The following is a 24,076-nucleotide window of genomic DNA, read 5'->3' as shown; positions in this document are numbered from 1 at the left end:
CCCACCGCCACGCTTGCCTTGTCCCACCACCGGGGGAGTTGGAAGTACCTGTGAGCACCCATACCGAGCGGCCGCTCTCGCTCGCCGCGCCCAGCGGCATCGACCGCGCCGCGCACCACCGCCTCGACGAGGCGTGGCTCGCCGCCGCCTGGAGCCACCCGACGACCCGCGTCTTCGTCGTCTCCGGCGGCCAGGTGCTGATCGACGACACCCCCGACGGCGGCAGCGGCATCGTGATGACCCCGGCCTTCGAGGCACCGGTCACCGAGACCCACCGCTACTTCCTGGGCACCGACGAGGACGGCGTACGGTACTTCGCGCTCCAGAAGGACGCGCTGCCGGGCCGGATGGACCAGTCGGCCCGCCCGGCTGGGCTGCGCGAGGCCGGGCTGCTGCTGTCCCCGCGCGACGCCGGATTGATGGTGCACGCGGTGGCGCTGGAGAACTGGCAGCGGATGCACCGTTTCTGCTCCCGCTGCGGCGAGCGCACGGTGGTCGCCGCGGCCGGCCACATCCGCCGCTGCCCCGGCTGCGGCGCCGAGCACTACCCGCGCACCGACCCGGCCGTGATCATGCTGGTCACGGACGAGCAGGACCGCGCGCTGCTGGGCCGCCAGGTGCACTGGCCGGAGGGCCGCTTCTCGACGCTGGCCGGCTTCGTGGAGCCGGGCGAGTCGATCGAGCAGTCCGTCATCCGTGAGGTGTGGGAGGAGGCGGGCGTCAAGGTCGGCGCCGTCGAGTACGTCGCCAGCCAGCCCTGGCCCTTTCCGTACAGCCTGATGCTGGGCTTCACGGCCCGTGCGATCACCTCGGAGATCACGGTGGACGGCGAGGAGATCGAGGAGGCCCGCTGGTTCTCCCGCGACGACCTGTGCGCGGCGATCGAGGCGGGCGAGGTCCTGCCCCCGTCGGGCGGCATCTCCATCGCGGCCCGCCTGGTCGAGAGCTGGTACGGCAAGCCGCTGCCGAAGCCGGGCCGGTAACCGACGTCACGGCGAAGGCCCCCGCCGACGGCGGGGGCCTTCACGGCTGTCAGGGGACATCAGACGGCGAGGGCCTGCTTGACCTGGGCGAGCGAGGGGTTCGTCATGACCGACTCGCTGCCGGCGGAGGAGACCACGAGGACGGTCGGAACGGTCTGGTTGCCGCCGTTCGCCTGCTCCACGAAAGCCGCGGACTTCGGGTCGAGCTCGATGTTGATCTCGTTGTACGCGATGCCTTCCCGGTCCAGCTGGCTCTTGAGCCGACGGCAGTAGCCGCACCAGGTCGTGCTGTACATCGTGACGGAACCCGTGTCCTGCATGCTCGCTCTCCTCTGTGAGGTCTGGTCTCGGTGGAACCGAGTACTCGAACGCCTGCCGCCACCCCGCCATTCCCGCACGGCGACCGGTGTGACGGAACCGGTGTGGTGATATGACGGACACCCTCAGCCTGTGGACAAGTTTCCCGTCCGACCCACGAGACCTGGCAGCATGGCGGGGTGACCACAGCAACGCACACCCCAGCTTTCGCGGCCGGCGGCGATCCCGGCGCCGATGCCGCCGACGCCGTGCTCCTGGGCCTCGACCCGGAGCAGCGCGAGGTCGCCACGACCCTGCGCGGGCCGGTGTGCGTGCTCGCCGGCGCCGGTACCGGCAAGACCCGGGCCATCACCCACCGCATCGCCTACGGCGTCCAGTCCGGTCAGCTCATGCCGGCCAGTGTGCTGGCCGTCACCTTCACCAACCGCGCCGCCGGCGAGATGCGCGGGCGCCTGCGCACCCTCGGCGCGGGCGGGGTCCAGGCCCGGACCTTCCACTCCGCCGCCCTGCGCCAGCTCCAGTACTTCTGGCCCAAGGCCATCGGCGGAGAGGTGCCGAGGCTGCTGGAGCGCAAGATCCAGTTCGTCGCCGAGGCCGGGTCGCGCAGCCGCATCCGCCTCGACCGGGGCGAGCTGCGCGATGTCACCGGCGAGATCGAGTGGGCCAAGGTCACCCAGACCGTGCCCGCCGACTACCCGGCGGCCGCCCTGAAGGCGGGCCGCGAGGCCCCCCGGGACATGGCCGAGATCGCCCAGATCTACGGCACGTACGAGCAGCTCAAGCGCGACCGCGGCATGATCGACTTCGAGGACGTGCTGCTCCTCACCGTCGGCATCCTCCAGGACCGCCACGACATCGCCGAGCAGATCCGCACCCAGTACCAGCACTTCGTGGTGGACGAGTACCAGGACGTCAGCCCCCTCCAGCAGCGGCTGCTGGACCTGTGGCTCGGCGAGCGCGACAGCCTCTGCGTCGTCGGCGACGCCAGCCAGACCATCTACTCCTTCACCGGCGCGACCCCCGACCACCTGCTGAACTTCCGCACCCGCTACCCGCATGCCACCGTGGTCAAGCTGGTCCGCGACTACCGCTCCACCCCCCAGGTGGTCCACCTCGCCAACGGTCTGCTGAACCAGGCCAAAGGCCGAGCCGCCGAACACCGCCTGGAGCTGATCTCCCAGCGCGAGGCCGGTCCCGACCCGGTCTACGCCGAGTACCCGGACGAGCCCGCCGAGGCCGAGGGCGTCGCCCACCGGATCCGCGACCTGATCGCGGCGGGCGTCCCGGCCGGCGAGATCGCCGTGCTCTACCGGATCAACGCGCAGTCCGAGGTCTACGAGCAGGCCCTCGCCGACGCCGGAGTCCCCTACCAGCTGCGCGGCGCCGAGCGGTTCTTCGAGCGCCAGGAGGTCCAGAAAGCGGTCCTCGCCCTGCGCGGAGCCGCCCGCTCCGGGGGCAACGACCCGCTGCTCGACGACGTCGTGGAGCTCGGCTCCCAGGTCCGGGCCGTCCTCAGCTCCACCGGCTGGACCAGCGAGCCGCCCGCCGGTTCCGGCGCCGTGCGCGACCAGTGGGAATCCCTCGCCGCGCTGGTGCGCCTCGCCGAGGACTTCGCCCGCACCCGGCCCGGCGCCACCCTGGCGGACCTGACGATCGAGCTGGAGGAGCGCAAGGCCGCACAGCACGCCCCGACCGTGCAGGGCGTCACCCTCGCCTCGCTGCACGCGGCGAAGGGTCTGGAGTGGGACGCCGTCTTCCTCGTCGGCCTCGCCGACGGCATGATGCCGATCACCTACGCGAAGACCGACGAGCAGGTCGAGGAGGAGCGCCGGCTCCTCTATGTCGGCGTCACCCGGGCGCGGCTGCACCTGACGCTCTCCTGGGCGCTCTCCCGGGCTCCGGGCGGCCGGGCCTCCCGGCGGCCCAGCCGCTTCCTGAACGGCCTTCGGCCGGGCTCCGCGGCCCCCGGCAGCGGGCCGGGGGCGCCGGGTGAGCGCGCGACGCGCAAGCGCGGCCGCCGCGGCCCGGCGCTGTGCCGGGTCTGCGGCAAGACCCTGACCGAGGCCGGGGACATCAAGCTGATGCGCTGCGAGGACTGCCCGTCCGACATGGACGAGGGTCTCTACGAGCGGCTGCGCGAGTGGCGCGCCGTCCAGTCGAAGGCCCAGGGTCTGCCCGCGTACTGCGTCTTCACCGACAAGACGCTGATGGCCATCGCGGAGGCCACGCCCGCGGAGGAGGGAGAGCTCTCGATGATCTCGGGGGTGGGAGGCCGTAAGCTCGAGCGGTACGGAGCCGACGTCCTGGCCATCTGCGCAGGCCAGGAGCCTGGGGGCGAGGATTCTGACGACGCGTAGAAACTCGTCGGAAAAATAGTTTGCGCATGCCCAGCGAATCCCCATAGGTTCTTAGCAACGGAAACGGTGGCTTCTCCGAAGCCCAGGATCCGTGCTGTACTTATCCGAACACGTAGGGACAGGCCCCCGGGCCGAGTCCCCGAGACGCCGAGAGGAGGCGAGACCAGTGGCCAGCTTCATGACCTTCACCAAAATGACCGATCGCTCGGTCGACGCTTCCTGCCTGCTCGGTTCTGTCTCCCTCCGGGGTACCGGTCTGTCCGCGATTTGCGCTGACAGCCCCGCCCTGCTGGCGACCCTTCCGGTCAGCGAGCGCAATGAGCGACCGACCCAGGCACCGGTGGCAGTACTGGAAGCCCAGGCGCATGGCGCCTATGGCTTCGCGGCCGCAGCCGGTGCCGCCAGTGCCCGATTCAAGACGCAGCAGACGAAGACGACGAAGCAGCAGCACCACCTGATGTGGGCCTTCCGTGGGCTCGAACCCTGGAGTGATCCAGCCTGATCGAAAGATCAGGCCGGCGCCTTCAGGGCCGCGGAACCCCACCCGGGATCCGCGGCCCTTTTGTTTGTCCCCGAACGGGGACGACGCAGCGAAGGGGCCTCGGGACTGGCAAGACCAGTCGGTGAGACGACGTAGCCCAGCCGCACCCGGCCGACCGGCCGGAACGACTAGCCGAACAAGACGAGGAAGAAAACACCGTGCAACTCGAAGCGCACGCCCCGTCCGTACCGCAGACCCAAACGATCTCCCCGCCCGCAGTCCCGGAGGACTCCACCTTGACCCCCCTCACCGCGCTCACCGCGCTCGACGACGCCATCGAGAACCTCGGCGTGCCCGTCCCCTGCCGCACCTTCGACCCCGAGGTCTTCTTCGCCGAGTCCCCGGCCGACGTCGAGTACGCCAAGTCCCTCTGCGGCACCTGCCCGCTGGTCGAGGCCTGCCTCGCCGGCGCCCAGGAGCGCCGCGAGCCCTGGGGTGTCTGGGGTGGCGAGCTCTTCGTCCAGGGTGTCGTCGTCGCCCGCAAGCGGCCGCGTGGCCGTCCGCGCAAGAACCCGGTCGCAGCGGCATGACCGCCACCGGAACCATCGACCGCCCCCTGACGCGCGACCCCTTGAAGCAGGCCCTCATGTCCCCCCACGCCACCACGAGCGAGCAGCCGCACGGCTCCGCCACCGCAGACTTCATCACCGCCGGCGCGATTACCTCGCGTCAGAACAGGACCCGCGAAATGCAACTCATCCCAGAAGCCATGGCTCGTGCCCATATGGACGACCGCATGCGTGAGGCGGACGCCGAGCGTCACGCCCTGCGCCTGGTCGCCGCTCGGCGCATGCAGCGCAAGGCCGAGCGCGTCTCCATGCGCGCCCGGCGCGCGCTGGCCATGGCCGTCATGCACTAAGAGTCGGCAAGAGCCGAAGAACCACCCGGGGGGACCGGTCCGAACGGACCGGTCCCCCCGGTGCGTTGCGGAGCGCGGTCAACCCCCGCGGGGATATCGTCTGGAGGTGGACCAGCCGACTCCCCGCCGCGGACCGCAAGGATCCGAGGCCCAGCCCGTCGTCTGCGCGCGCTGCGGTGCCCGCTCCCCGGACGGTGCCCCGCCCACCTGGACCTGTTCCATGGAGAACGGCAGCAGACAGTACTTCTGCGACGACTGCGCCCGGGCCAACATCCGGGCGATCGAGGGCAGACTCGACTCCTCCTGGTGGTGACCGCGGCCGTGGTCCCGCTCGGGCTTCCCGCTCAGTCCTCGGGCAGGAACCCCGGCAGCCACGACTCCAGTTCGTCCCTCAGCCGCACCGTCGCGCCCAACTGGCACAGCACCCCGATGGTGCTCAGCGTCACCCGGTGGATCAGCAGGTACGACGGCGGCAGATTGATCTGGCGGCCCAACTGGTGCGCGGGGGAGCGGGGATCGGCGATCCGTGCCGCCTGCCCGCGCAGCCACGTCCGGGTGAAGGTGAACTCGTCGGCCTCGGCGGGCTCGATCATCGGCTTGAGGTAGTCGAGCATCGCTTCCGGGTCGAGTGCGATGGACTCCTTCACGAACCCCTCGGCGGACAGGTGCCCGTAGACCCCCTCGGCGTCTCCGTCCAGTGTCATCCGCAGGGACCGGCCTATGGGCTTGGGCCAGCCGCCCGGCAGCCGGTCGACCGTGCCGAAGTCCAGTACGCCCAGCCGCATCCGCCCGTCGGCCCCCGATATCAGCCGGAAGTTCCCGGGGTGGGGATCGGCGTGCAGCAGACCGGTGCGCGCGGGCCCCGAGAACAGGAACCGGGCCAGCAACTGTCCGGCCTGGTCGCGCTCCTCCTGCGTGCCGTCGGCGATCACCTCTGACAGCGGGGTGCCCTCCATCCACTCGGTCACCAGCACCTGGTCCCCCTGGTGCACGACATCCGGGACGACCACGTCCACGTCGCCGTCGAAAGCGTCCGCGTGCGTGCGCTGCGCCTCGGCCTCCAGCTCGTAGTCCAGTTCCTCGGTGACCCGGTCGCGCAACTCGGTGATCAGGGGCTTGATGTCCATGCCCGGGATCAGCGGCCCCAGCAGCCCGGCGAACCGGCTCAGCTGCTTGAGGTCCGACAACAGCGCCTCCCCGGCCCCCGGGTACTGGACCTTGACCGCCACCTGCCGCCCGTCGTGCCACACCGCGCGGTGGACCTGCCCGATCGAGGCGGCCGCGGCCGGCTTGTCCTCGAACTCCTCGAACAGCTCCCGCCAGTCCTCGCCGAGCCGCTCCGCCAGTACCTGGTGCACCCGCCCCGCGGGCAGCGGAGGGGCCGCCTCCTGAAGCTTGGTCAGCGCCGCCCGGTAGGGTCCGGCCACGTCCTCGGGCAGGGCGGACTCGAACACCGACAGGGCCTGCCCGAATTTCATCGCGCCGCCCTTCAACTCCCCGAGCGTGCGGAACAGCTGCTCGGCGGTGCGCTGCTGGAGCTCGCGGGCGACGATCTCGGCCGACTTGCCGCCGATCCGCTTCCCCAGCCCCCAAGTGGCCCGGCCCGCTATCCCGAGTGGCAGCGCGGCCAGCTTGACGGTACGAGTGACCGCCTTCAGGGGAAGATCAGACATGCGCCCCTCCATTTCCCAGACAGCTGTGCCGCAAGCGGCGGTTCAGGACGAACTTCGGCTGCGACGCATCCTGTCACGGCCCTCCCGCGCACTCCGAGGCCGATCCTGCCTTGGCACCCTCCAGCTCCGCTCGACCCCCGTCGGTACCATCCGCGCCGGCTTCCGGCTGCGGGGCGGTGGCCGCCGCGCAAGGGCAGTCCGGGTGGGGCCACACCGCGGAGCGCTCCCAGCGCAGTCCGGGCAGGGCGGCCTCCCAGCGGGCTCCTGCCGAAGCCGGGACCTCCCCGTCGAGGAAGGCCAGCGCGTGGGCCGCGGCCAGGCCGGCCACCGCCGTGGACAGCCCCAGGTCGCAGGCCGCCGTGGCCCGGCGGTGGTGCGCCGAGCGCCACTGGACCAGCATTCTCGACCAGCCCGGATCCCGGTCGACCCGGTCGCGCTCCATGCATCCGGCGCAGCCCGTCGTCCCCGGCAGCACCAGCGGCCCGACCAGCCCGGTCCCCTCCAGCACCCCCGCGTACAGGTGCGGGATGCCCGTGCCCACCCAGTCGGCGGCCGTCTCCGGGTCGGGGGCCCACGCCTGCAACCCGTCCCGGGGCGCGACCACCACCAGCGCCAGCCCCGGCTCCGGCCCCGCCCACTCCCCGGCCCGCGGAGCCCTCCCCGGGGCCGACTCCCGTACGAGCGCCGCCGCCGCCTCGGCGCGCAGCCGGCCCACGCTCCCCGGGCCCAGCCCGCCCGGCGCCACATCGGCCGGCAGCACCCGGCCGCCGTCCAGTACTTCGACCCGGCCGACCCCGGCTCCCGCCAGGACGGTGGCGATCACCGCCCCCACCCGGCCGCTCCCGCGCACCTGGACCCGTATCGCCCTGCGCGCCGCGACGCCCCGTAAATCACCACCCGGCTCCCGGTGCACCAGTGAGAGCGAGCCCAGATCGGGACCCAGCCGCTCCAGGACCTCCGGACGCTGTCGCACCGCCTGGGCCCGCTGCCCGCCCGCCGTGACGTCGTCGAGCAGCCCGGCTGCCGCGAGCCGCCGGACCAGCTCGTCCACCAGCCCCTCCGCGAGGCCCATTCCGGAGGCCTCCACCCGCAGCATGTCCATCCCCCGCGTCCCGTCGATCCGGTCGATGAGCGATCCGGTGGCCGTGTCCACCGGTCCGAGCACCACCGCATGGGCGGGGGTCACGCCGAACTGCACCGTCTGCCGATCCCGCCAGGCCCGTGCCAACGCCGGCTTCACCTTCGGATACATCGCCGTTCCTCCTCGCTCGCATACCGCACCTTTTCCGTTCGTCGCCCACATTGCCCGTCCGCCCGACGACGTGCGGAAAGTTGTCCACAGGGAAGGGGAATCAGGCATATGAGATGAAGAAATGGGGTGTTCCGGCCGCCACCCGGGAATCGATCACGTTCGATGCCCGGACGGGCGCGACTTCGGCCACGGCGACCGGGTACCGTCGTGGCGTGTCCGCCGACCCACCCCAGCGCGCCGTCGAAGTCCGCCGGAGCGCGCGCCGCCGCAGGACCGTGTCCGCCTACCGCGAGGGTGACCGGACGGTCGTCCTGATCCCTGCCCGGATGTCCGAGGCGGAAGAGCAGCGCTGGGTGGGCGTCATGCTCGACAAACTCGCCGCGCAGGAGAGCAAGCGCACCCTCGGGGACACGGAACTCACCGAGCGCGCCGAGCGTTTGTCCGAGCAGTACTTCAGCGCCCGCGCCCGCCCCCGCTCGGTGCGCTGGGTCACCAACCAGAACACCCGCTGGGGCTCCTGCACCCCGGCCGAGGGCAGCATCCGGCTCTCCCACCGCCTCCAGGGAATGCCGGAGTACGTCGTCGACTACGTGCTCCTGCACGAGCTGGCGCACCTCCTCGTGCCCGGCCACGGGCCCCGGTTCTGGGAGTTGCTGGAGGCGTACCCGAAGACCGAGCGGGCCCGCGGGTATCTGGAGGGAGTGGTCGCGGCCGAGCGCCTCCCGAAGGTCCCCGCCGCCCGCGAGGAATGACCGTCACGGCGGCGACCGTGATTTGTACCGGGTCGGTACCGACTTGGCCGGATGTCGGCAGTTGCCGTTAGCCTGAGCGCCACGGATTCACAGTCGGGATGGGGGACGGTCGTACGCATGGCCAGGGAATTCCAACGCGGCCACAAGGCCAAGATCAGCGATCTGACGCCGGGCACCGATCTGTACGTGGGCGTGCAGATCGCCGGGCCCGGACTCACCTTCGACATCAGCTGCTTCGGTCTCGACGCGAACGAGCAGCTGTCGGACGACCGTTACTTCGTCTTCTTCAACCAGCCGAAGTCTCCGGAAGAGTCCATCCAGCAGCTCGGCGCGCAGGCCGGTGACACGGAATCCTTCCGGGTGACCCTCGACCGCGTTCCGCCGACGATCCACAAGCTCTCCTTCACCGCCACGCTCGACGGCGCCGGGCAGATGTCGCAGATCGGCCCCGGCTACATCCGCATCGTCGCCGGAGGCGAGGAGGTCGTCCGCTACTCCTTCACCGGCGCCGAGTTCAGCACCGAGCGCGCGCTGATGATCGGCGACTTCTACCTGAAGGACGTGTGGCGTTTCGCCGCCGTGGGCCAGGGCTTCGACGGAGGGCTCGCCGCCCTGCTGAAGAACTTCGGCGGCGAGGTCGCCGAGGAAGCCCAGCCGGAGCAGCAGGTCCCGGCCCAGGCCGGCGCCGCGCCCGGTTTCGCCCCGCCCCCGCAGGCAGCAGCCCCGGCGCCGTCCTTCGGCGCCCCCGCCCAGGCGCCCGCCCCGCAGCAGCAGCCTCCGGCCCCGGCGCCCTCCTTCGGCGCCCCGGCGCCGGCGCCCGCGCCGGTGCACTCGGCCCCGACCATGGCGGCGCCGCTGGCCCCGCCCGCCCCGGCCCCCGCGCCGTACGGGCACCCGCCGCAGCCGCAGCAGCCCACCCCGCCCCCGTACGGCCAGCAGCCGCAGCCCTCGTACGGCGGCCAGGTGCCGCCTCCCGCCCCCGCCCCCGTTCCCTACGGGCAGCAGCCGCAGCCGGCGTACGGCCAGGTCCCGGGCCAGCAGCCGGCGTACGGCCAGGTCCCGGGCCAGCAGCCCGGCTACGGCCAGGCCCCGCAGGCCGCCGCCGCGACCGGCGCCGGCCTCGCCGCCGCCCTCCAGCCTTACAAGGAAGCCGCCACCGGCGCCCGCTGGACCGCGCAGAACCAGCAGCTCATGCGGGTCGACCTGGCGATGGGCGGCCAGGCCGTCCTCGCCCGCCAGGGCAGCATGGTCCTCTACCAGGGCAAGGTCGACTTCAGCTACAAGAGCGCGGGCTTCGCCGGCCGCATCGTCGGCAACGCCACCGGCCAGGAGATGCAGCTCATGCGCTGTACCGGCCGCGGCCAGGTCTTCCTCGCCGAGAACGGTGCGCACCTGCACGCCATCGAGCTCCAGGGCGACGCGATCTGCGTCTCCGCGGAGAACGTCCTCGCCTTCGACGAGTCCCTCCAGCACGAGGTCCGGCGGATCGAAGGCCACGGAATCCCAGGCGGCGCCCTGTTCACCATGCAGTTCCAGGGCTCGGGCACGGTGATCGTCAAGACGCACGGCATCCCCGTCGTCCTGCCCGTCACCCCGACCACCTTCGCGGACAGCAACGCCATCGTCGCGTGGTCCGCCGCCTCGCAGGTGATCATCTCCAGCCAGGTCCGGCTGCGGCGCAACGCCTACCCCGGGCACAGCGGGGAGACCGTGAACCTCCAGTTCCGCGGCGCTCCCGGCAACTTCATCGTCGTCCAGCCGTACGAGGTCTGAGGGAGCCCGTCATGAACGCAATCAACCAGCAGCTCGCGGGCTACGCCCCCACCCCCGTCACGGCCCGCATGGAGAACCACGGCCGCGCCATGCTCAAGGTCGCCATGCAGAGCGGCCAGGACCTCTTCGCGCGCACCGGCTCGATGGTCGCCTACGAGGGCTTCGTCCAGTACGAGCCCAATCCGCCCGCCGTGCGCCAGATGGCCTCGCAGTGGCTGACCGGCGAGGGCGCCCCGCTGATGAAGTGCACCGGCGACGGGCTCCTCTACCTCGCCGACTACGGCGCCGACGTCGTCGTGATCAACCTCAACAACGACAACCTCTCGGTCAACGGCACCAACCTCCTGGCCTTCGACGCCCACCTCCAGTGGGGCGTCGAGCGGGTCAAGGGCATGGCGAAGTTCGCCGGCCAGGGCCTGTTCAACGTACAGATCGCCGGCACGGGCTGGGTCGCGATCACCTCCCGCGGCACCCCGATCGTGGTTGACTGCGGCCGCGGGGACGACGAGACGTACGTCGACCCGGACGCGCTCGTCGCCTGGTCCCCGAACCTCAAGGTCAAGGGGAAGCGCAGCTTCAAGGCCTCGTCGATGATCGGCCGGGGCAGCGGGGAGGCCTACCAGATGGCCTTCTCCGGCCAGGGCATCGTCGTCGTACAGCCCAGCGAGGACAGCACCGACCGGCTCCGGGCCCGGGGCTGAGGGGGAGCGGACACATCATGCAGAGCGCACTTTTCGGCTACGCGGAAGCGCAGTCCCAGGACCGGTACACCGTCCAGAACCCGCAGCTCCTGCGGGTCTCGCTGAACGGCACCGACGACGTACTCGCCCGCAAGGGCGCGATGGTCGCCTACCAGGGCCTCATCGACTTCGACGGAGAGATCCAGACCACCAGCCAGCGGGGCGCCCGCGCGCGCACCGGCGAGGGCCTGGACCTGATGCGCTGCTCCGGGCAGGGCACGGTCTACCTGGCCAACCTGGCCCAGTACGTGCACGTCCTGGACGTGGACCACGACGGGCTCACCGTCGACAGCGGCTACGTGCTGGCCCTGGACTCCACCCTGCACACCGAGGTCATCGCGGTGGACAGCCAGTACGGGATCTCCGGGTCCGGCAAGTACCAGCTCAACATCACCGGCCGCGGCAAGGTCGCCCTCATGACCTCCGGACAGCCGCTGATGATGCAGGTCACCCCGGACAAGTACGTCAACGCCGACGCCGACGCGATCGTCGCCTGGTCGACCTCACTGCGCGTGCAGATGCAGGCACAGACCCACTCCACCGGGGTCTGGCGGCGGCGCGGCAACACCGGCGAGGGCTGGGAGCTCAGCTTCCTCGGCACCGGCTTCGCGCTGGTGCAGCCCAGCGAGGTGCTGCCGCCGCAGAACGCGCAGATCGGCCAGGGCGCGGCCGCGCAGTTCGGCATGGGCCAGCAGGGCGCCCACGCCCAGAACCAGAACAACGCCTGGAACTAGCCGGCAGAACCAGAGCCCTTACGGCAAAGGCAGGGGCGGGCCCGCGCATCGCGCGGACCCGCCCCTGCCTCGTCCTGTCGGCCTACGCGTCCAGCCGCGCCCGGGTCGCCTCGACGAGGCGTACGACGGAGGCGTCGGCGACCGCCGCGACCTCCGCGTACGGGAACCAGCGCAGGTCCAGCGACTCCGCGCTGATCTCCGCCACCGCGTCGTCCGGCGCCAGCGCCGCGTACTGCACGTCCAGGTGCCAGTTGCACGGCGCCGGGATCGGATGCCGGTCGAGGCGCACCGGCCCGCCCGGCAGCAGGGTCAGCCCGGAGGCGATGCCCGACTCCTCGACGGCCTCGCGCAGCGCCGCCCCGGCCAGCGTGGTGTCGCCGTCCTCGCAGTGGCCGCCCATCTGGAGCCACATGCCCAGCTTCTTGTGCAGGGTCAGCAGGACCCGCCCGCGCGCCGGGTCGATCACCAGCGCGCTGCCGGTGACGTGCCCGGCCCGGCAGGGCTTGTAGACCCCGTCCGGATGCCCGGCCAGGTGCTCCAGGTACAGATCGCGCATCTCCGGCTGGCCCTCGTAGCCCTTCAGCACGAGGACCGCGTCGTCGTACAGGCTCACTTCTTCTCGTCGCCGTTCTTGCCGTCCTCGTCACGCTTCTGGGCGGCCTCACCCAGCATCTTGTCGATCTCCGAGAAGTCGAGCTGCTCGCGGTGCACGAACCCGTCCGGGTCGTCCAGGTCGGAGGCCGTCGGCAGCATGTCCGGGTGCTCCCACAGCCCGTCGCGGCCCTCGACACCGCGCGCGTCGGTGAGCGAGGCCCACAGTCGCGAGGCGTCGCGCAGCCGCCGGGGACGCAGCTCCAGCCCGATCAGGGTCGCGAAGGTCTGCTCCGCCGGGCCGCCCGAGGCACGCCGCCGGCGCATGGTCTCGCGCATGGCGTCGGCCGAGGTCAGCCGCGGCTTGGCCGCCTCGTGCACGACCGCGTCCACCCAGCCCTCGACCAGCGCGAGCGCCGTCTCCAGGCGGGCCAGGGCGGCCTTCTGCTCCGGGGTGTCCTGCGGCTGGAACATGCCGCCCTGCAGCGCCTCCTGGAGCTGCTCGGGGTTCGACGGGTCGAGCTGGCCGACCACGTCCTCCAGCTTGGAGGTGTCGACCTTGATGCCGCGCGCGTAGCCCTCGACCGCGCCGAACAGGTGCGAACGCAGCCACGGCACGTGCGCGAACAGCCGCGCGTGGGCCGCCTCGCGCAGGGCCAGGTAGAGCCGTACCTCGTCCGAGGGGACGCTCAGGTCCTTGCCGAAGCTCTCGATGTTCAGCGGCAGCAGCGCCGCCCGGCCGGCCGGACCCAGCGGCAGCCCGATGTCGGTCGAGCCGACGACCTCGCCCGCGAGTACGCCCACGGCCTGCCCGATCTGCTGGCCGAACATGGCCCCGCCCATGGAGCGCATCATGCCGAGCAGCGGGCCCGCCATCGCCTGCATCTCCTCGGGCAGGACACTGCCCATGGCCGCGCCGACCCGCTCGGCGACCGGGTCCACGAGCTCCTTCCACACCGGGAGGGTCGCCTCGACCCACTCGGCGCGGCTCCACGCGACGGCCGTGTTGGCACCTGACGGCAGGGAGGTCACGCTGTCCAGCCACAGGTCGGCGAGGCGCACGGCCTCCTCGACCGCCGACTTCTCCGCGAGGCCGACGCTCGCGTCCTTCACGCCGTCCGCCGTGCCCTGGGCGACGGTCTGGCGCGCGATGTCCTTGGCCATGTCCCAGTTCACGGGACCGCCCTCGTAGCTCAGCATCTGGCCGAGCTGCTGGAAGGCCGCACCCAGATCGTTCGGGTTCATCGAACCGAACATCGCGGCGAACGGATTGTCCGCGCCGCCCGGCAGGCCGCCGGGGCCGAACCCGAACGGATTCGCGGGACCGCCCTGGCCGCCCTGGCCGCTCTTCTTGCCCTCGTCGCCGTTCTCCGGCTCCTCCGGCGGAAGGCCGAATCCGAATGGGGTGTCGCTCACGGGTTTCCTCGGCTCGTAGGGCCGCCGGCGGGAGCCGACGGCGATGGTCCGACAACACCACCCAGCGTAGACACCGCACCCGCTTCCGGGCTCGGTGCTCCGCCGACTCCTGGGCTGCGGCAGGATGGACATCACCTGGTAGGTACGCGTCACGGCGCGTCCCCACTGAAGACAACCGCTGGAGACGCCCGGTGAGTTCCCCAGATCCGCAAGGTCGCGCGCCGCACGACGCCGAAAACCGCCCTGAGCACGGTGACAGCGCCTCGGGCGTTCGCCAGCCGCGAAACCCGGCCGTACGAGGCCCCGTGATCGCGGTGACCGGTGCCGCGTCGGGGGTCGGCGCGGCCCTGGTCACCCGCCTCGCCGCATCCGACGAGGTCAAGCAGGTCGTCGCCATCGACGAACGGCGCGGGGACTGCGCGGACGCGCAGTGGCACATCCTGGACGTACGCGACCCCGCGATCGCCGAGAAGCTGCGCGGCGCCGACGTCGTCGTCCACCTCGCGCTGGACCTCGACCTGGAGACGGACCCGGCGGCCCGTACGGCGTACAACGTCCGCGGGACCCAGACCGTCCTGACCGCCGCCGCGGCCGCCGGAGTGCACCGGGTGGTGCTGTGCACCTCGGCGATGGTCTACGGAGCCCTCCCCGACAACGACATCCCCCTCTCGGAGGACTCGGAACTGCGGGCCACCGCCGAAGCGACCGGCGTCGGCGACCTGCTGGAGATCGAACGCCTGGGCCGCCGGGCGCCGCGGGCGCACCCCGGGCTCAACGTGACCGTGGTCCGCCCCGCCGTCCTGGTCGGCGGCACCGATACCGCCCTGACCCGGTACTTCGAGTCCCCACGGCTCCTCGTGGTGGCCGGATCCCGGCCCACCTGGCAGTTCTGCCACGTCGAGGACCTGGTCAGCGCACTGGAGTACGCGGCGCTGGAGAAGGTCGAGGGCGAGCTGGCCGTCGGCTGCGAGGGCTGGCTGGAGCAGGAGGAGGTCGAGGAGCTGAGCGGCATCCGCCGCATGGAACTGCCCTCGGCGGTCGCCCTGGGGGCCGCGGCCCGGCTGCACCGGATCGGCCTGACCCCGTCTCCGGCCGGGGACCTCGCGTACACGATGCACCCGTGGGTGGTCAGCGTCAGCGGGCTGCACGCGGCGGGCTGGCGGCCCCGCTGGACCAATGAGGAGGTGCTGGCCGAGCTGCTCCAGGAGGTCGCGGGCCGGCACACGGTGGCGGGGCGCCGCCTGGGCCGCAAGGACGCCGCCACGGCCGCGGGCGCCGCCGGCGCGACGGTCGCCCTCCTGGGCGCCGCCGCCGCGGTCCGCCGCGCCCGCAAACGCCGCGGGCTCTGACCTGGCCGGCCGTTTACGGGTCCACCCCGCCTCTCCCGCCGGGCCGGGGCCGTGCACGGCCGGCGCGCGGTCGCACCGTGCCGCGCGTCCGCCTGCCGGGGCCCGGCAGGGCCGGACGGCCGCCAGCTGCGGCCCGGATGGGGCCGCACCGGGTACACCGCGCCCCGCGGCTCCCGTGCCCGGTAGAGCCGCACCGACGACACGGTGTGGCCCGCGGGCGGGCTTCGCCTGGGCCGCTCCGCGTGGGGTCCGCACCGGCTGCGCCGTGCCGCGCCGCACCCTGCGGGGTCAGGCAGGGCCGGCACACGCTGTGGCGTTCCGTGCGCCCCGTGAAAGGGGAAGGCCGGGGCGGGTGACGGGACCGTGGGCAGGGGGAGGCGGCCCGGAGGGGAAGGGGCCCGGGGCCCGGTTTCTGTAGGAGGCTCCCAAGCCGGCGGGCCCGGCCCGGGCGAATCGGCTATTCCGCCATGTCAGCGGCTAGGGCACGATGAAGGCATGGCACCGCACTTCGACCACCCCGGCGAGCAGGCCGCTCCGGACCCGATCCGGCTGCTCGAAATCCGTGACACCCCGCTCTCGATCGACGAGGTCTTCCAGGCCGTCGGCGACGACGCCTCGGGGGGCACGACGCTCTTCGTCGGCACGGTGCGCAACCACGACAGCGGGGCCGACGTCGACTCGCTCGGCTACTCCTCGCACCCGTCGGCGGAGGCCGAGATGCGCCGCGTCGCCGAGCGCGTCGTCGCGAAGTACCCGGTCAGGGCCCTGGCCGCCGTCCACCGCATCGGCGACCTGGCCGTGGGCGACCTGGCCGTGGTCGTCGCCGTCTCCTGCCCCCACCGCGGCGAGGCCTTCGAGGCGTGCCGGATGCTGATCGACGACCTCAAGCACGAGGTCCCGATCTGGAAGCACCAGACGTTCGCCGACGGCACGGAGGAGTGGGTCGGCGCCTGCTGAGTCGCCTCCGGCGTACGGAGTCCGGCGCGGCCGACCGCCTTCGGGGCGGTTCAAGCACCCCGGCGGGGACTGACACTCGGAAGGCGGTAACGTCACACCCGTTCGGCCGCGCAACACGCCCCCGATTTGCGTAACCCCCTCTCGGGCACGAGCGTTGAAGCCATCGACGACACGTACTTTCGGGGCAGGGAGGCACGCCCATGGCGTCACTGGCATGGTTGCTGATTCCGCTGTCCGCCGCGATCGGAGCGGCGATATGGGGCAGCTGGGCAGCACGTGACCGTACATCCGGCGACATATCCGAACTCGCGGGTTACGCGAGATTCCGCGAGGCGATGGACAGGGCCGATCAGGCCAGGGCAAAGGAGAGCGCGCACTCCGGTTCCGACGCCGTCTGACGCGTCCCGCGAGCCCCCGCCCCGTACGGACCGGCCCCAGGGGCCGCCCGTCAGAGGCGTCCCGTACTGTCGATTCCATGCCACGCCGCACTGCGACGATGCTCGCCTCCACCCTCATGCTGTTCGCGCTGCTCTGCACAGGGCTCTTCCTGAAGGTCCCGTACTCCGAGATGAGCCCGGGCCCGACCGTGAACACGCTCGGCGACTCGCGCGGTGAGCCGGTCCTCAGCATCTCGGGGCGCAAGACGTACCCGACCAGTGGCCACCTCAACATGACCACGGTCCGTGTCACCAGCGCCGACTACGACATGAACCTGCTGGAAGCGGTGTACGGCTGGCTGGCCGACGACAACATCGTCGTGCCGCACGAGAACCTCTACCCGAACGGGAAGACGGACAAGGAATCCACGCAGGAGAACGCGGAGGAGTTCAGCCAGTCGCAGGAGAGCGCCAAGGTGGCCGCTCTCAAGCAGCTCGGCATCCCGGTCTCCGCGCGCGTGATCGTTTCCTCCGTGGTCAAGGCCAGCCCCGCCGAGGGCAAGCTGCACGCCGGAGACGTGATCAAGTCCGTGGACGGCACCGCCGTCACCGGCCCCGCCGACGTGGCCAAGCTCGTGACGAACCACAAGCCCGGCGAACCGGTGGAGTTCACCGTCGTCCCGGCCGCCGAGGCCGCCGAGGCGGAGAAGACCAACCGCGAGCCGAGCACCTCGGCCAAGGTCACCGTCACCGCGGGCAAGGCGGCGGACGACGGCCACGCCATCGTCGGCATCCGGGCCGGTACGGACCACACCTTCCCGTTCCCGATCGACATCAAGCTCGCCGACGTCGGCGGCCCGAGCGCCGGCCTGATGTTCGCCCTGGGCATCGTCGACAAGCTCACCCCGGAGAACCTCACGGGCGGCGAGTTCGTCGCGGGCACCGGCACGATCGACGACGCGGGCAAGGTCGGCCCCATCGGCGGCATCCAGATGAAGACCGTCGGAGCCCGCCAGGCCGGGGCCGAATACTTCCTCACCCCGGCCGAGAACTGCGCCTCCGCCGCCGCGCACGTGCCCGACGGCCTGACCCTCGTGAAGGTCTCCACCATCGACGAGGCCACCAAGGCGCTGGAGAAGATCGCCAAGGGGGACACGGCAGGGCTGCCGCAGTGCACCAAGCCCTGACCGGCCCCTGCGCGGCCCCTCCGCGATCCCCTCCGCGTCCTAGTCCAGGAAGGTCGCGGCCAGCGCCTCGGCCAGCCCCGGCACCAGGGTCGCGCCCGTCAGCACCTCGCTGGACGAGTCCTTCTCCCGCAGTCGTACGGCGGACTCCCGCGAGCCGTCACGCAGGACGCCCACGGTGAGGCGTACCTCCTGGCGGTCCGGGTGCGCGGCGACCCACTTGGTCAGCTGCTTGTCGCTGAGCCCCTCCGGTACGGAGGCCTCGGCGGACGGCGGCAGCATCAGCCGCTCCACCGTCAGGGCGCACCCGACGATCGCGGCGGGCCAGGCGATGGTTCCCAGGAACTTGTCCAGCGGGGTGCCGGCAGGGACCTCGTCCTGCTCGATCGGGGTGAGCTGGTTCTTGCCGGTGTCGTCCTGGTCGAGGCCGAGCTGGCGGGCGAGCCCCGGCTCCTGCTTGCGCAGCCGGGCCGTGTCGACCAGGGCGAACAGCCGGGCCGGCTTGTCCCAGCCGAGGGTGGCGGCGTACTCGTCGATCTCGAGGACGGCGCGGGTCAGCGGGCTGGCCGCCATCGGGGTGCCGGAGGAGGAAGGCGAAAGGTTGGACATGGACAACATCCTGCCTCCTTCACCCCCGATACCGGGAACTGACTAAAGCCTCAGTAAGTTGCATGAGTGGGCCCTACGATCGGGGGCCCAGCTTTGGAAACTCTTCAGTAGACCAGAGACAACACCAGACACAGCGACTTTCGAGGTGCGCACCTTGGCTTTCCAGATGCCGGACCGCGGCGGAGGCCCCTCCGGGCCACGGATGAGAGTCGGCCGCCCGTCCAGGCGCGCCCGGACTCTTCTGATGACCTTGGGCGTCCTGGCCGTCCTGGCCATGGCGTTCATCATGTTCGCGGGGTTCTGGACCGACTGGCTCTGGTTCCGCTCCGTGAAGTACTCCTCAGTCTTCACCACCACGCTGTGGACCAAGGTCGGGCTCTTCGCCGTCTTCGGTCTGCTGATGGCGGGTGCCGTCGGCCTGAACATCTGGCTGGCGTACCGGCTGCGGCCGCCGCTCAGCGCCATGTCGTTGGAGCAGCAGAGCCTCGACCGCTACCGGATGAGCATCGCTCCGTACAAGAAGTGGCTGCTCCTGGCCATCGCCGCGATCATCGGCCTGATCGCGGGTGCCTCGGCGGCAGGCCAGTGGAAGACCTGGCTGATGTATGTGAACGGGGTGCCCTTCGGGCAGAAGGACCCCCAGTTCCAGCTGGACGTGTCGTTCTACACCTTCGACCTGCCCTGGTACCGCTTCCTGCTCGGCTTCGGCTTCGCCGCGGTCGTGCTGTCGGTGATCGCCGCCGTCGTCGTGCACTACCTGTACGGCGGCCTGCGCGTGACCAGCCCGGGCGCCCGGGCCACCGCCGCGGCGACCGGGCACCTGTCGGTGCTGCTCGGCCTCTTCGTCACCTTCAAGGCGATCGCCTACTGGCTCGACCGGTACGGGCTCGCGGTGAAGTCCAGTGACTTCAAGGCGGCCGACAACTGGACCGGTCTGCGCTACGTCGACGCCAACGCCTACCTGCCGGCGAAGACGATCCTCGTGGCCATCGCGGCGATCTGCGCGGTGCTGTTCTTCGCCACCCTGTGGCGCCGCACCTGGCAGCTGCCGGTCATCGGCTTCGGCCTGATGGTCCTCTCGGCGATCCTGATCGGCGGGCTGTACCCGGCGATCGTGCAGAAGTTCCAGGTCCAGCCGAACGAGCAGGCCAAGGAATCCCCGTACGTCGAGAAGAACATCAAGGCGACGCGCGACGCCTACGCGATCGGCGACACCGAGGTCAAGGACTACCCGGGTACGCCGACTCCGGGGACCAACAAGGAGCAGCTGCGCAGGGCGGCGGACACGACCGCCAGCGTCCGGCTCCTCGACCCGAACATCGTCTCGCCGGCCTTCCAGCAGCTCCAGCAGGTCAAGGGCTACTACGGCTTCCCATCCACGCTCGCCGTGGACCGGTACGACGGCCAGGACACGGTCATCGGGCTCCGCGAGCTGAACATCGGCGGCATCCCGAAGAACAACTGGATCAACGACCACTTCAAGTACACGCACGGCTACGGCGTGGTCGCGGCCAAGGGCACCACCGTCGGTGACCAGGGCGCTCCCGACTTCACCCAGTCCGACCTGCCCTCCAACGGAATGTTCGGCACGGACTTCGAGCAGCGCATCTACTACGGCGAGCAGACGAAGCAGTACTCGATCGTCGGCGGACCGCAGAAGGAGCTCGACTACTCGGACGACAAGGGCGAGAAGGAGACGAGCTACAAGGGCGGCTCCGGCGTCAATCTCGACAACCCGGTCAACCGGGCGGCGTACGCGCTCGCCTTCAGCGAGCCGCAGATCCTCTACTCCGGTGCCATCGGCGACGGTTCGCGGATCCTGTACCACCGCACGCCCAAGGCCCGCGTCGAGGCCGTCGCGCCGTGGCTGACCATCGACGGGGCCCCGTACCCGGCGGTGATCGACGGCCGCATCAAGTGGATCGTCGACGCCTACACGACCAGCAACGGCTACCCCTACGCCTCGCGCACCACGCTGGGCCAGAGCACCGCGGACTCGCTGACCAACAGCCAGCGCGCGGTGGTGGCGCAGGAGAACCGGGTCAACTACATCCGCAACTCGGTGAAGGCCACGGTCGACGCGTACGACGGCACGGTCAGCCTGTACCAGTGGGACACCCAGGACCCGGTCCTGAAGACCTGGATGAAGGCGTTCCCAGGGACGGTGAAGTCCAAGAGCGACATCTCCAAGCCGCTCATGGACCACCTCCGCTACCCGCAGGACCTCTTCAAGGTCCAGCGCGAGCTGCTGACGCGATACCACGTCACCGACCCGCAGACCTTCCTCAGCGGCAGTGAGGCGTGGGCCGTCCCGGACGACCCGACGACCAAGGCCGGTACGGCGGTTCCGCCGTACTACCTGTCGATGAAGATGCCGGAGCAGAAGGAGAAGGACCAGGTCTTCTCGCTCACGACGACGTTCACGCCGAACGGGCGGCCCAACCTGAGTGCCTTCATGGCGGTGAACGCCGATCCGGGTACCTCGGACTACGGCAAGATCCGCATCCTGAAGATGCCGACGAGCAAGCCGCCGGACGGCCCCGGGCAGGTGCAGAGCAAGTTCCAGTCCGAACCGAAGATCGCCGAGTCGATCCGCCTGCTGCGCGGTGGTGACTCGGAGATCGAGTACGGAAACCTGCTCGCGGTCCCGCTCGACGGCGGAATGCTCTACGTGGAGCCGGTGTACGTGCGCAGCTCCGGGCTGAAGTACCCGCTGCTGCGCAAGGTGTTGGTGACCTACGGCGGCCAGACGGCCTTCGAGGACACCTTGGAGAAGGCGTTGAACGTGGTCTTCGGGGCCGAGGCTCCGACCACGCCCACGACGCCGACGACTCCCACCACTCCGCCCGACGGCACGACGACGCCCCCGGCCGCGCAGGACCCGACGGTCAAGGCGGCCCTCTCCGACGCGCAGAAGGCCGTCGAGGACGCCGACAAGGCGATGAAGGCCGGTGACTGGGCCGCGTACGGCAAGGCCCAGGACGATCTGGAGGCGGCGCTGAAGCGGGCGATCGACGCGGAGGCGAAGCTGACGGCGCCCAAGCCGGCCGGGTAGTTGGCCGGCTGGTTGCCCGGCCAGTTGTATATGTGCGTGCGGTAATGGCTCCGTCCCGTGTCGTGATACTGTGGTTTCACCGACGCGGGGTGGAGCAGCTCGGTAGCTCGCTGGGCTCATAACCCAGAGGTCGCAGGTTCAAATCCTGTCCCCGCTACTGAAGACGAAGGCCCGGATCCAATGGGATCCGGGCCTTCGTCGTTCCCTGACGGGGCGCGGGGGCGCGGCGGGGACACACGGGGGACACGGGGTCACTGGGACGGGTGAGTTGAGGTGGGAGCGTGTTTGACTTGTCTCTCTGTGGGCATGTCGACAAAACGCTGTAGTGACCTCACTGGCTGCGACATACCAGGTGTACGCGGGTAGCAGGTGATGCGACGATGGGATTTATGGGGGACAGGTCAACTCTGCTGGAGACAGGGCGGTTTGTGAGGGCGGAGGCCGAGTCGGGCACCGAGACCAGTGGGGCGGCCCAGGCCGGTTCCCCGCGAACCGCATTGACCGATGCGGACTTCTTGGACAGGCACAGCGCGGAGGAAGCGTTCGGCGAGGCCGAGGGGGCCACCGACGCCGAGTTGGAGGCCCGCCACCGGGTGGCCGCCGACAAGGGGGACCCGGGTGCCATGAGCGTGCTCGGGGCGCTGCTGCTGCGCCGGGGCGACCTGGCCGGGGCCGAGCCGTACCTGCGCGGTGCCACCGCGGAAGGGGACCGCGCAGCCGCGAACAACCTGGGAGTCCTGCTGCACCAGCGGGGCTACCCCGACGACGCCGCCGGCTGGTGGCGGGTGGCCGCCGTGGCCGGATCCGCCCCGGCGGCGCACGCGTTGGGCCGCCACTACCGCGAACGCGGCGACGAGCCGGCCGCCGAGTACTGGCTGCGGCAGGCGGCGGAGTCCGGCCACGCCCTCGGCGCGTACGGCTTGGCCGACCTCCTGGAGCACCGCGGGGACAAGGGAGTGGAGCGGTGGTTCCGCGCTGCCGCCGAACAGGGACACCGCGAAGCGGCGTACCGGCTGGCGCGGCACCTGCGCAAGGGCGACCCGGCGGAGGCCGAGCAGTGGTACCGGCAGGCCGCCGCGCGCGGGCACCGGCGCGCCGGGCTGCACCTGGGCGCGCTGCTGGAGGCCCGCGGCGAGCTCAAGGAGGCCGGGCGCTGGTACCTCAGCTCGGCGAAGCAGGGGGAGGCCCGGGCCGCGTGCGCGCTCGGCTTCCTGCTGCGCGACGCCGGGGACGAGGAGAGCGCGGCGGCGTGGTGGCTGCGGGCGGCGCAGGACGGCGACGGGAACGCCGCCAACGCGCTGGGCGCCCTGCACGCCGCGCGCGGGGAGACCCAGACCGCGGAGCGCTGGTACCGGGCCGCCATGGACGCGGGCGACCAGAACGGGGCGTACAACCTCGCCCTGCTGTGCGCGGCACAGGACCGCACCGCGCAGGCCGAGCAGTGGTACCGGCGGGCGGCCTACGCCGGGCACCGGGAGGCGGCCAACGCCCTGGCCATCATGCTGCTCCAGGTCGGGGACGCGGCCGGAGCGGAGCCGTGGTTCTCCAAGGCGGCGGAAGCCGGCAGCGTGGACGCGGCCTTCAACCTCGGCATCCTCTTCGCCAGCCGGGACGAGGACCGCACGGCGCTGAAGTGGTACGAGCGGGCCGCCGCGGCCGGGCATACGGACGCGGCGCTCCAGGTCGGCATCGCGCTCGTACGGGACGGCGCGGAGCGGGCCGCGGAGCGGCACCTGCGGTGCGCGGCGGGCGGCGGGAGCGCGGAGGCGGCGTTCCGGCTGGCCTCCCTGCTGGAGTCGCTGGCCCCGCCGCCGGAGCCGGTGGCGCTGGGCGAGCCGGCCGGCGGCGCCGCGCGGACCGAGAGCGAGGAGTGGTACGAGCGGGCCGCCCAGCAGGGGCACCGCCGGGCGCAGGTGCGGGTCGGGATGCTGGCCGCCGCCCGGGGGGATCTGGTGGTGGCCGCACGGTGGTACCGGGAGGCGGCGGAGGCGGGGTCCCGCAACGGTGCCTTCAACCTCGGGCTGCTGCTGGCGCGGGAGGGCGACGAGCCCGAGGCGGCGCTGTGGTGGACGCGCGCCGCGGTCGCCGGCCACGGCCGGGCCGCTCTGCGGCTGGGACTCCTGGCGGCCCGGCACGGCGACCTGTCGGAGGGGCAGAAGTGGTGCGTACGGGCCATGGAGCTGGGCCCGGCGGAGGTCTCGGAGCGGGCGGCCCGGCTGCGGGACGCGCTGGCCGAGGAGCTGTCGGGGTAGTCCCTCCGCGGGCCGGTTAACTGATTTGCATCTGCTGTCACCCTCCCCGTACAGTGAGGTTTACCGACGCGGGGTGGAGCAGCTCGGTAGCTCGCTGGGCTCATAACCCAGAGGTCGCAGGTTCAAATCCTGTCCCCGCTACTGAAGGCCCGAGGCCCGGATCCCATGGATCCGGGCCTTGAGTCGTTCTTGAACGTGAAGAGAAGCGTAGAGAGACAGAGAGAAGGGGGGGGGGGGGGGGGGCCCCCCCCCGCCCCCCCCCCCCCCATCGGCGGTGGTCAGGCCCCGCCCCTACTTTACTGTA

General features: G+C 71.5%; 22 protein-coding genes and 2 tRNA genes. 18 read left to right on the top strand and 6 right to left on the bottom strand.

Features of this window, described 5'->3' with window-relative positions; all coding sequences use genetic code 11:
* The first annotated feature begins 38 nt into the window (after positions 1-38).
* The gene (gene nudC / locus ACWDYJ_RS17195) at positions 39-983 is read left to right on the top strand and encodes an NAD(+) diphosphatase (RefSeq protein WP_451566371.1); all 945 of its coding nucleotides are present in this window, start codon (positions 39-41) and stop codon (positions 981-983) included.
* 59 nt (positions 984-1,042) lie between these two features.
* Here nudC and ACWDYJ_RS17190 read toward each other — a convergent pair whose 3' ends face one another.
* Positions 1,043-1,303 (bottom strand): mycoredoxin, encoded by a 261-nt coding sequence (locus ACWDYJ_RS17190; RefSeq protein ID WP_451566370.1) that lies wholly within the window; start codon positions 1,301-1,303, stop codon positions 1,043-1,045.
* A gap of 177 nt (positions 1,304-1,480) precedes the next feature.
* Here ACWDYJ_RS17190 and ACWDYJ_RS17185 point away from each other — a divergent pair, with 177 nt between their 5' ends.
* From ACWDYJ_RS17185 to ACWDYJ_RS17165, 5 genes are all read left to right on the top strand, one after another.
* Positions 1,481-3,658: an ATP-dependent DNA helicase UvrD2 gene (locus ACWDYJ_RS17185; protein ID WP_451566369.1), complete on the top strand. Its 2,178-nt coding sequence runs from the start codon at positions 1,481-1,483 to the stop codon at positions 3,656-3,658.
* Positions 3,659-3,824: 166 nt separating this feature from the next.
* Positions 3,825-4,160, top strand: coding sequence for a hypothetical protein (locus ACWDYJ_RS17180; RefSeq protein ID WP_451566368.1), 336 nt, complete (start codon positions 3,825-3,827; stop codon positions 4,158-4,160).
* 197 nt (positions 4,161-4,357) lie between these two features.
* Complete coding sequence (locus ACWDYJ_RS17175; protein ID WP_451566367.1) at positions 4,358-4,729, top strand: WhiB family transcriptional regulator; 372 nt, start codon at positions 4,358-4,360, stop codon at positions 4,727-4,729.
* Complete coding sequence (locus ACWDYJ_RS17170; protein WP_451566366.1) at positions 4,726-5,058, top strand: hypothetical protein; 333 nt, start codon at positions 4,726-4,728, stop codon at positions 5,056-5,058. The genes ACWDYJ_RS17175 and ACWDYJ_RS17170 overlap by 4 nt, the downstream gene beginning before the upstream one ends.
* A gap of 106 nt (positions 5,059-5,164) precedes the next feature.
* Positions 5,165-5,371, top strand: a complete 207-nt coding sequence (locus ACWDYJ_RS17165) for a hypothetical protein (protein WP_451566365.1) — start codon at positions 5,165-5,167, stop codon at positions 5,369-5,371.
* 31 nt (positions 5,372-5,402) lie between these two features.
* Here ACWDYJ_RS17165 and ACWDYJ_RS17160 read toward each other — a convergent pair whose 3' ends face one another.
* A complete protein-coding gene (locus ACWDYJ_RS17160) occupies positions 5,403-6,731 on the bottom strand; it encodes an ABC1 kinase family protein (RefSeq protein WP_451566364.1) in 1,329 nt (442 codons plus the stop codon).
* A gap of 73 nt (positions 6,732-6,804) precedes the next feature.
* Entirely contained in the window at positions 6,805-7,983 is a 1,179-nt protein-coding gene (locus ACWDYJ_RS17155) for a TOMM precursor leader peptide-binding protein (protein ID WP_451566363.1), read from the bottom strand.
* Between the two features lie 113 nt (positions 7,984-8,096).
* Here ACWDYJ_RS17155 and ACWDYJ_RS17150 point away from each other — a divergent pair, with 113 nt between their 5' ends.
* From ACWDYJ_RS17150 to ACWDYJ_RS17135, 4 genes are all read left to right on the top strand, one after another.
* The gene (locus tag ACWDYJ_RS17150; RefSeq protein WP_451566362.1) at positions 8,097-8,735 is read left to right on the top strand and encodes a M48 metallopeptidase family protein; all 639 of its coding nucleotides are present in this window, start codon (positions 8,097-8,099) and stop codon (positions 8,733-8,735) included.
* Positions 8,736-8,852: 117 nt separating this feature from the next.
* Positions 8,853-10,508 (top strand): TerD family protein, encoded by a 1,656-nt coding sequence (locus ACWDYJ_RS17145; protein WP_451566361.1) that lies wholly within the window; start codon positions 8,853-8,855, stop codon positions 10,506-10,508.
* A 20-nt stretch (positions 10,509-10,528) separates the two neighbouring features.
* Positions 10,529-11,209 (top strand): AIM24 family protein, encoded by a 681-nt coding sequence (locus ACWDYJ_RS17140; RefSeq protein ID WP_451566411.1) that lies wholly within the window; start codon positions 10,529-10,531, stop codon positions 11,207-11,209.
* A 17-nt stretch (positions 11,210-11,226) separates the two neighbouring features.
* Positions 11,227-11,982 (top strand): AIM24 family protein, encoded by a 756-nt coding sequence (locus ACWDYJ_RS17135; RefSeq protein WP_451566360.1) that lies wholly within the window; start codon positions 11,227-11,229, stop codon positions 11,980-11,982.
* Positions 11,983-12,064: 82 nt separating this feature from the next.
* Here the strand turns inward: ACWDYJ_RS17135 and ACWDYJ_RS17130 are convergent, their stop codons facing one another.
* Together ACWDYJ_RS17130 and ACWDYJ_RS17125 are read right to left on the bottom strand one after the other, a co-directional pair.
* Positions 12,065-12,595, bottom strand: a complete 531-nt coding sequence (locus ACWDYJ_RS17130) for an NUDIX hydrolase (RefSeq protein WP_451566359.1) — start codon at positions 12,593-12,595, stop codon at positions 12,065-12,067.
* On the bottom strand, positions 12,592-13,989 hold the full coding sequence (locus ACWDYJ_RS17125) for a zinc-dependent metalloprotease (RefSeq protein ID WP_451566358.1): 1,398 nt from the start codon (positions 13,987-13,989) through the stop codon (positions 12,592-12,594). The genes ACWDYJ_RS17130 and ACWDYJ_RS17125 overlap by 4 nt, the downstream gene beginning before the upstream one ends.
* Before the next feature lie 191 nt (positions 13,990-14,180).
* On the opposite strand from ACWDYJ_RS17125, the gene ACWDYJ_RS17120 reads away from it, so the two are divergent.
* The 4 genes from ACWDYJ_RS17120 (at position 14,181) to ACWDYJ_RS17105 (ending at position 17,859) form a co-directional block, all read left to right on the top strand.
* Positions 14,181-15,338, top strand: coding sequence for an SDR family oxidoreductase (locus ACWDYJ_RS17120; protein WP_451566357.1), 1,158 nt, complete (start codon positions 14,181-14,183; stop codon positions 15,336-15,338).
* Between the two features lie 495 nt (positions 15,339-15,833).
* Positions 15,834-16,295, top strand: a complete 462-nt coding sequence (locus ACWDYJ_RS17115; protein ID WP_451566356.1) for a molybdenum cofactor biosynthesis protein MoaE — start codon at positions 15,834-15,836, stop codon at positions 16,293-16,295.
* A gap of 200 nt (positions 16,296-16,495) precedes the next feature.
* A complete protein-coding gene (locus ACWDYJ_RS17110; RefSeq protein WP_451566355.1) occupies positions 16,496-16,693 on the top strand; it encodes a hypothetical protein in 198 nt (65 codons plus the stop codon).
* A gap of 77 nt (positions 16,694-16,770) precedes the next feature.
* A complete protein-coding gene (locus tag ACWDYJ_RS17105; protein WP_451566354.1) occupies positions 16,771-17,859 on the top strand; it encodes a YlbL family protein in 1,089 nt (362 codons plus the stop codon).
* Positions 17,860-17,898: 39 nt separating this feature from the next.
* On the opposite strand, the gene ACWDYJ_RS17100 is transcribed toward ACWDYJ_RS17105, so the two are convergent.
* Positions 17,899-18,474: a PPA1309 family protein gene (locus tag ACWDYJ_RS17100; RefSeq protein ID WP_451566353.1), complete on the bottom strand. Its 576-nt coding sequence runs from the start codon at positions 18,472-18,474 to the stop codon at positions 17,899-17,901.
* Between the two features lie 157 nt (positions 18,475-18,631).
* Between ACWDYJ_RS17100 and ACWDYJ_RS17095 the strand changes: the two genes are divergently transcribed.
* From ACWDYJ_RS17095 to ACWDYJ_RS17080, 4 genes are all read left to right on the top strand, one after another.
* Positions 18,632-21,520, top strand: coding sequence for a UPF0182 family membrane protein (locus ACWDYJ_RS17095; protein ID WP_451566410.1), 2,889 nt, complete (start codon positions 18,632-18,634; stop codon positions 21,518-21,520).
* A gap of 83 nt (positions 21,521-21,603) precedes the next feature.
* Positions 21,604-21,677: transfer RNA gene (locus ACWDYJ_RS17090), tRNA-Met, on the top strand.
* A gap of 223 nt (positions 21,678-21,900) precedes the next feature.
* Positions 21,901-23,772 (top strand): tetratricopeptide repeat protein, encoded by a 1,872-nt coding sequence (locus tag ACWDYJ_RS17085; protein ID WP_451566352.1) that lies wholly within the window; start codon positions 21,901-21,903, stop codon positions 23,770-23,772.
* Positions 23,773-23,839: 67 nt separating this feature from the next.
* Positions 23,840-23,913: transfer RNA gene (locus tag ACWDYJ_RS17080), tRNA-Met, on the top strand.
* The last annotated feature ends 163 nt before the right edge of the window (positions 23,914-24,076 follow it).

The sequence above is a fragment of the Streptomyces sp. NPDC003042 genome (genome assembly GCF_053591315.1).
This window is presented reverse-complemented; position numbering and strand designations above follow the sequence as displayed.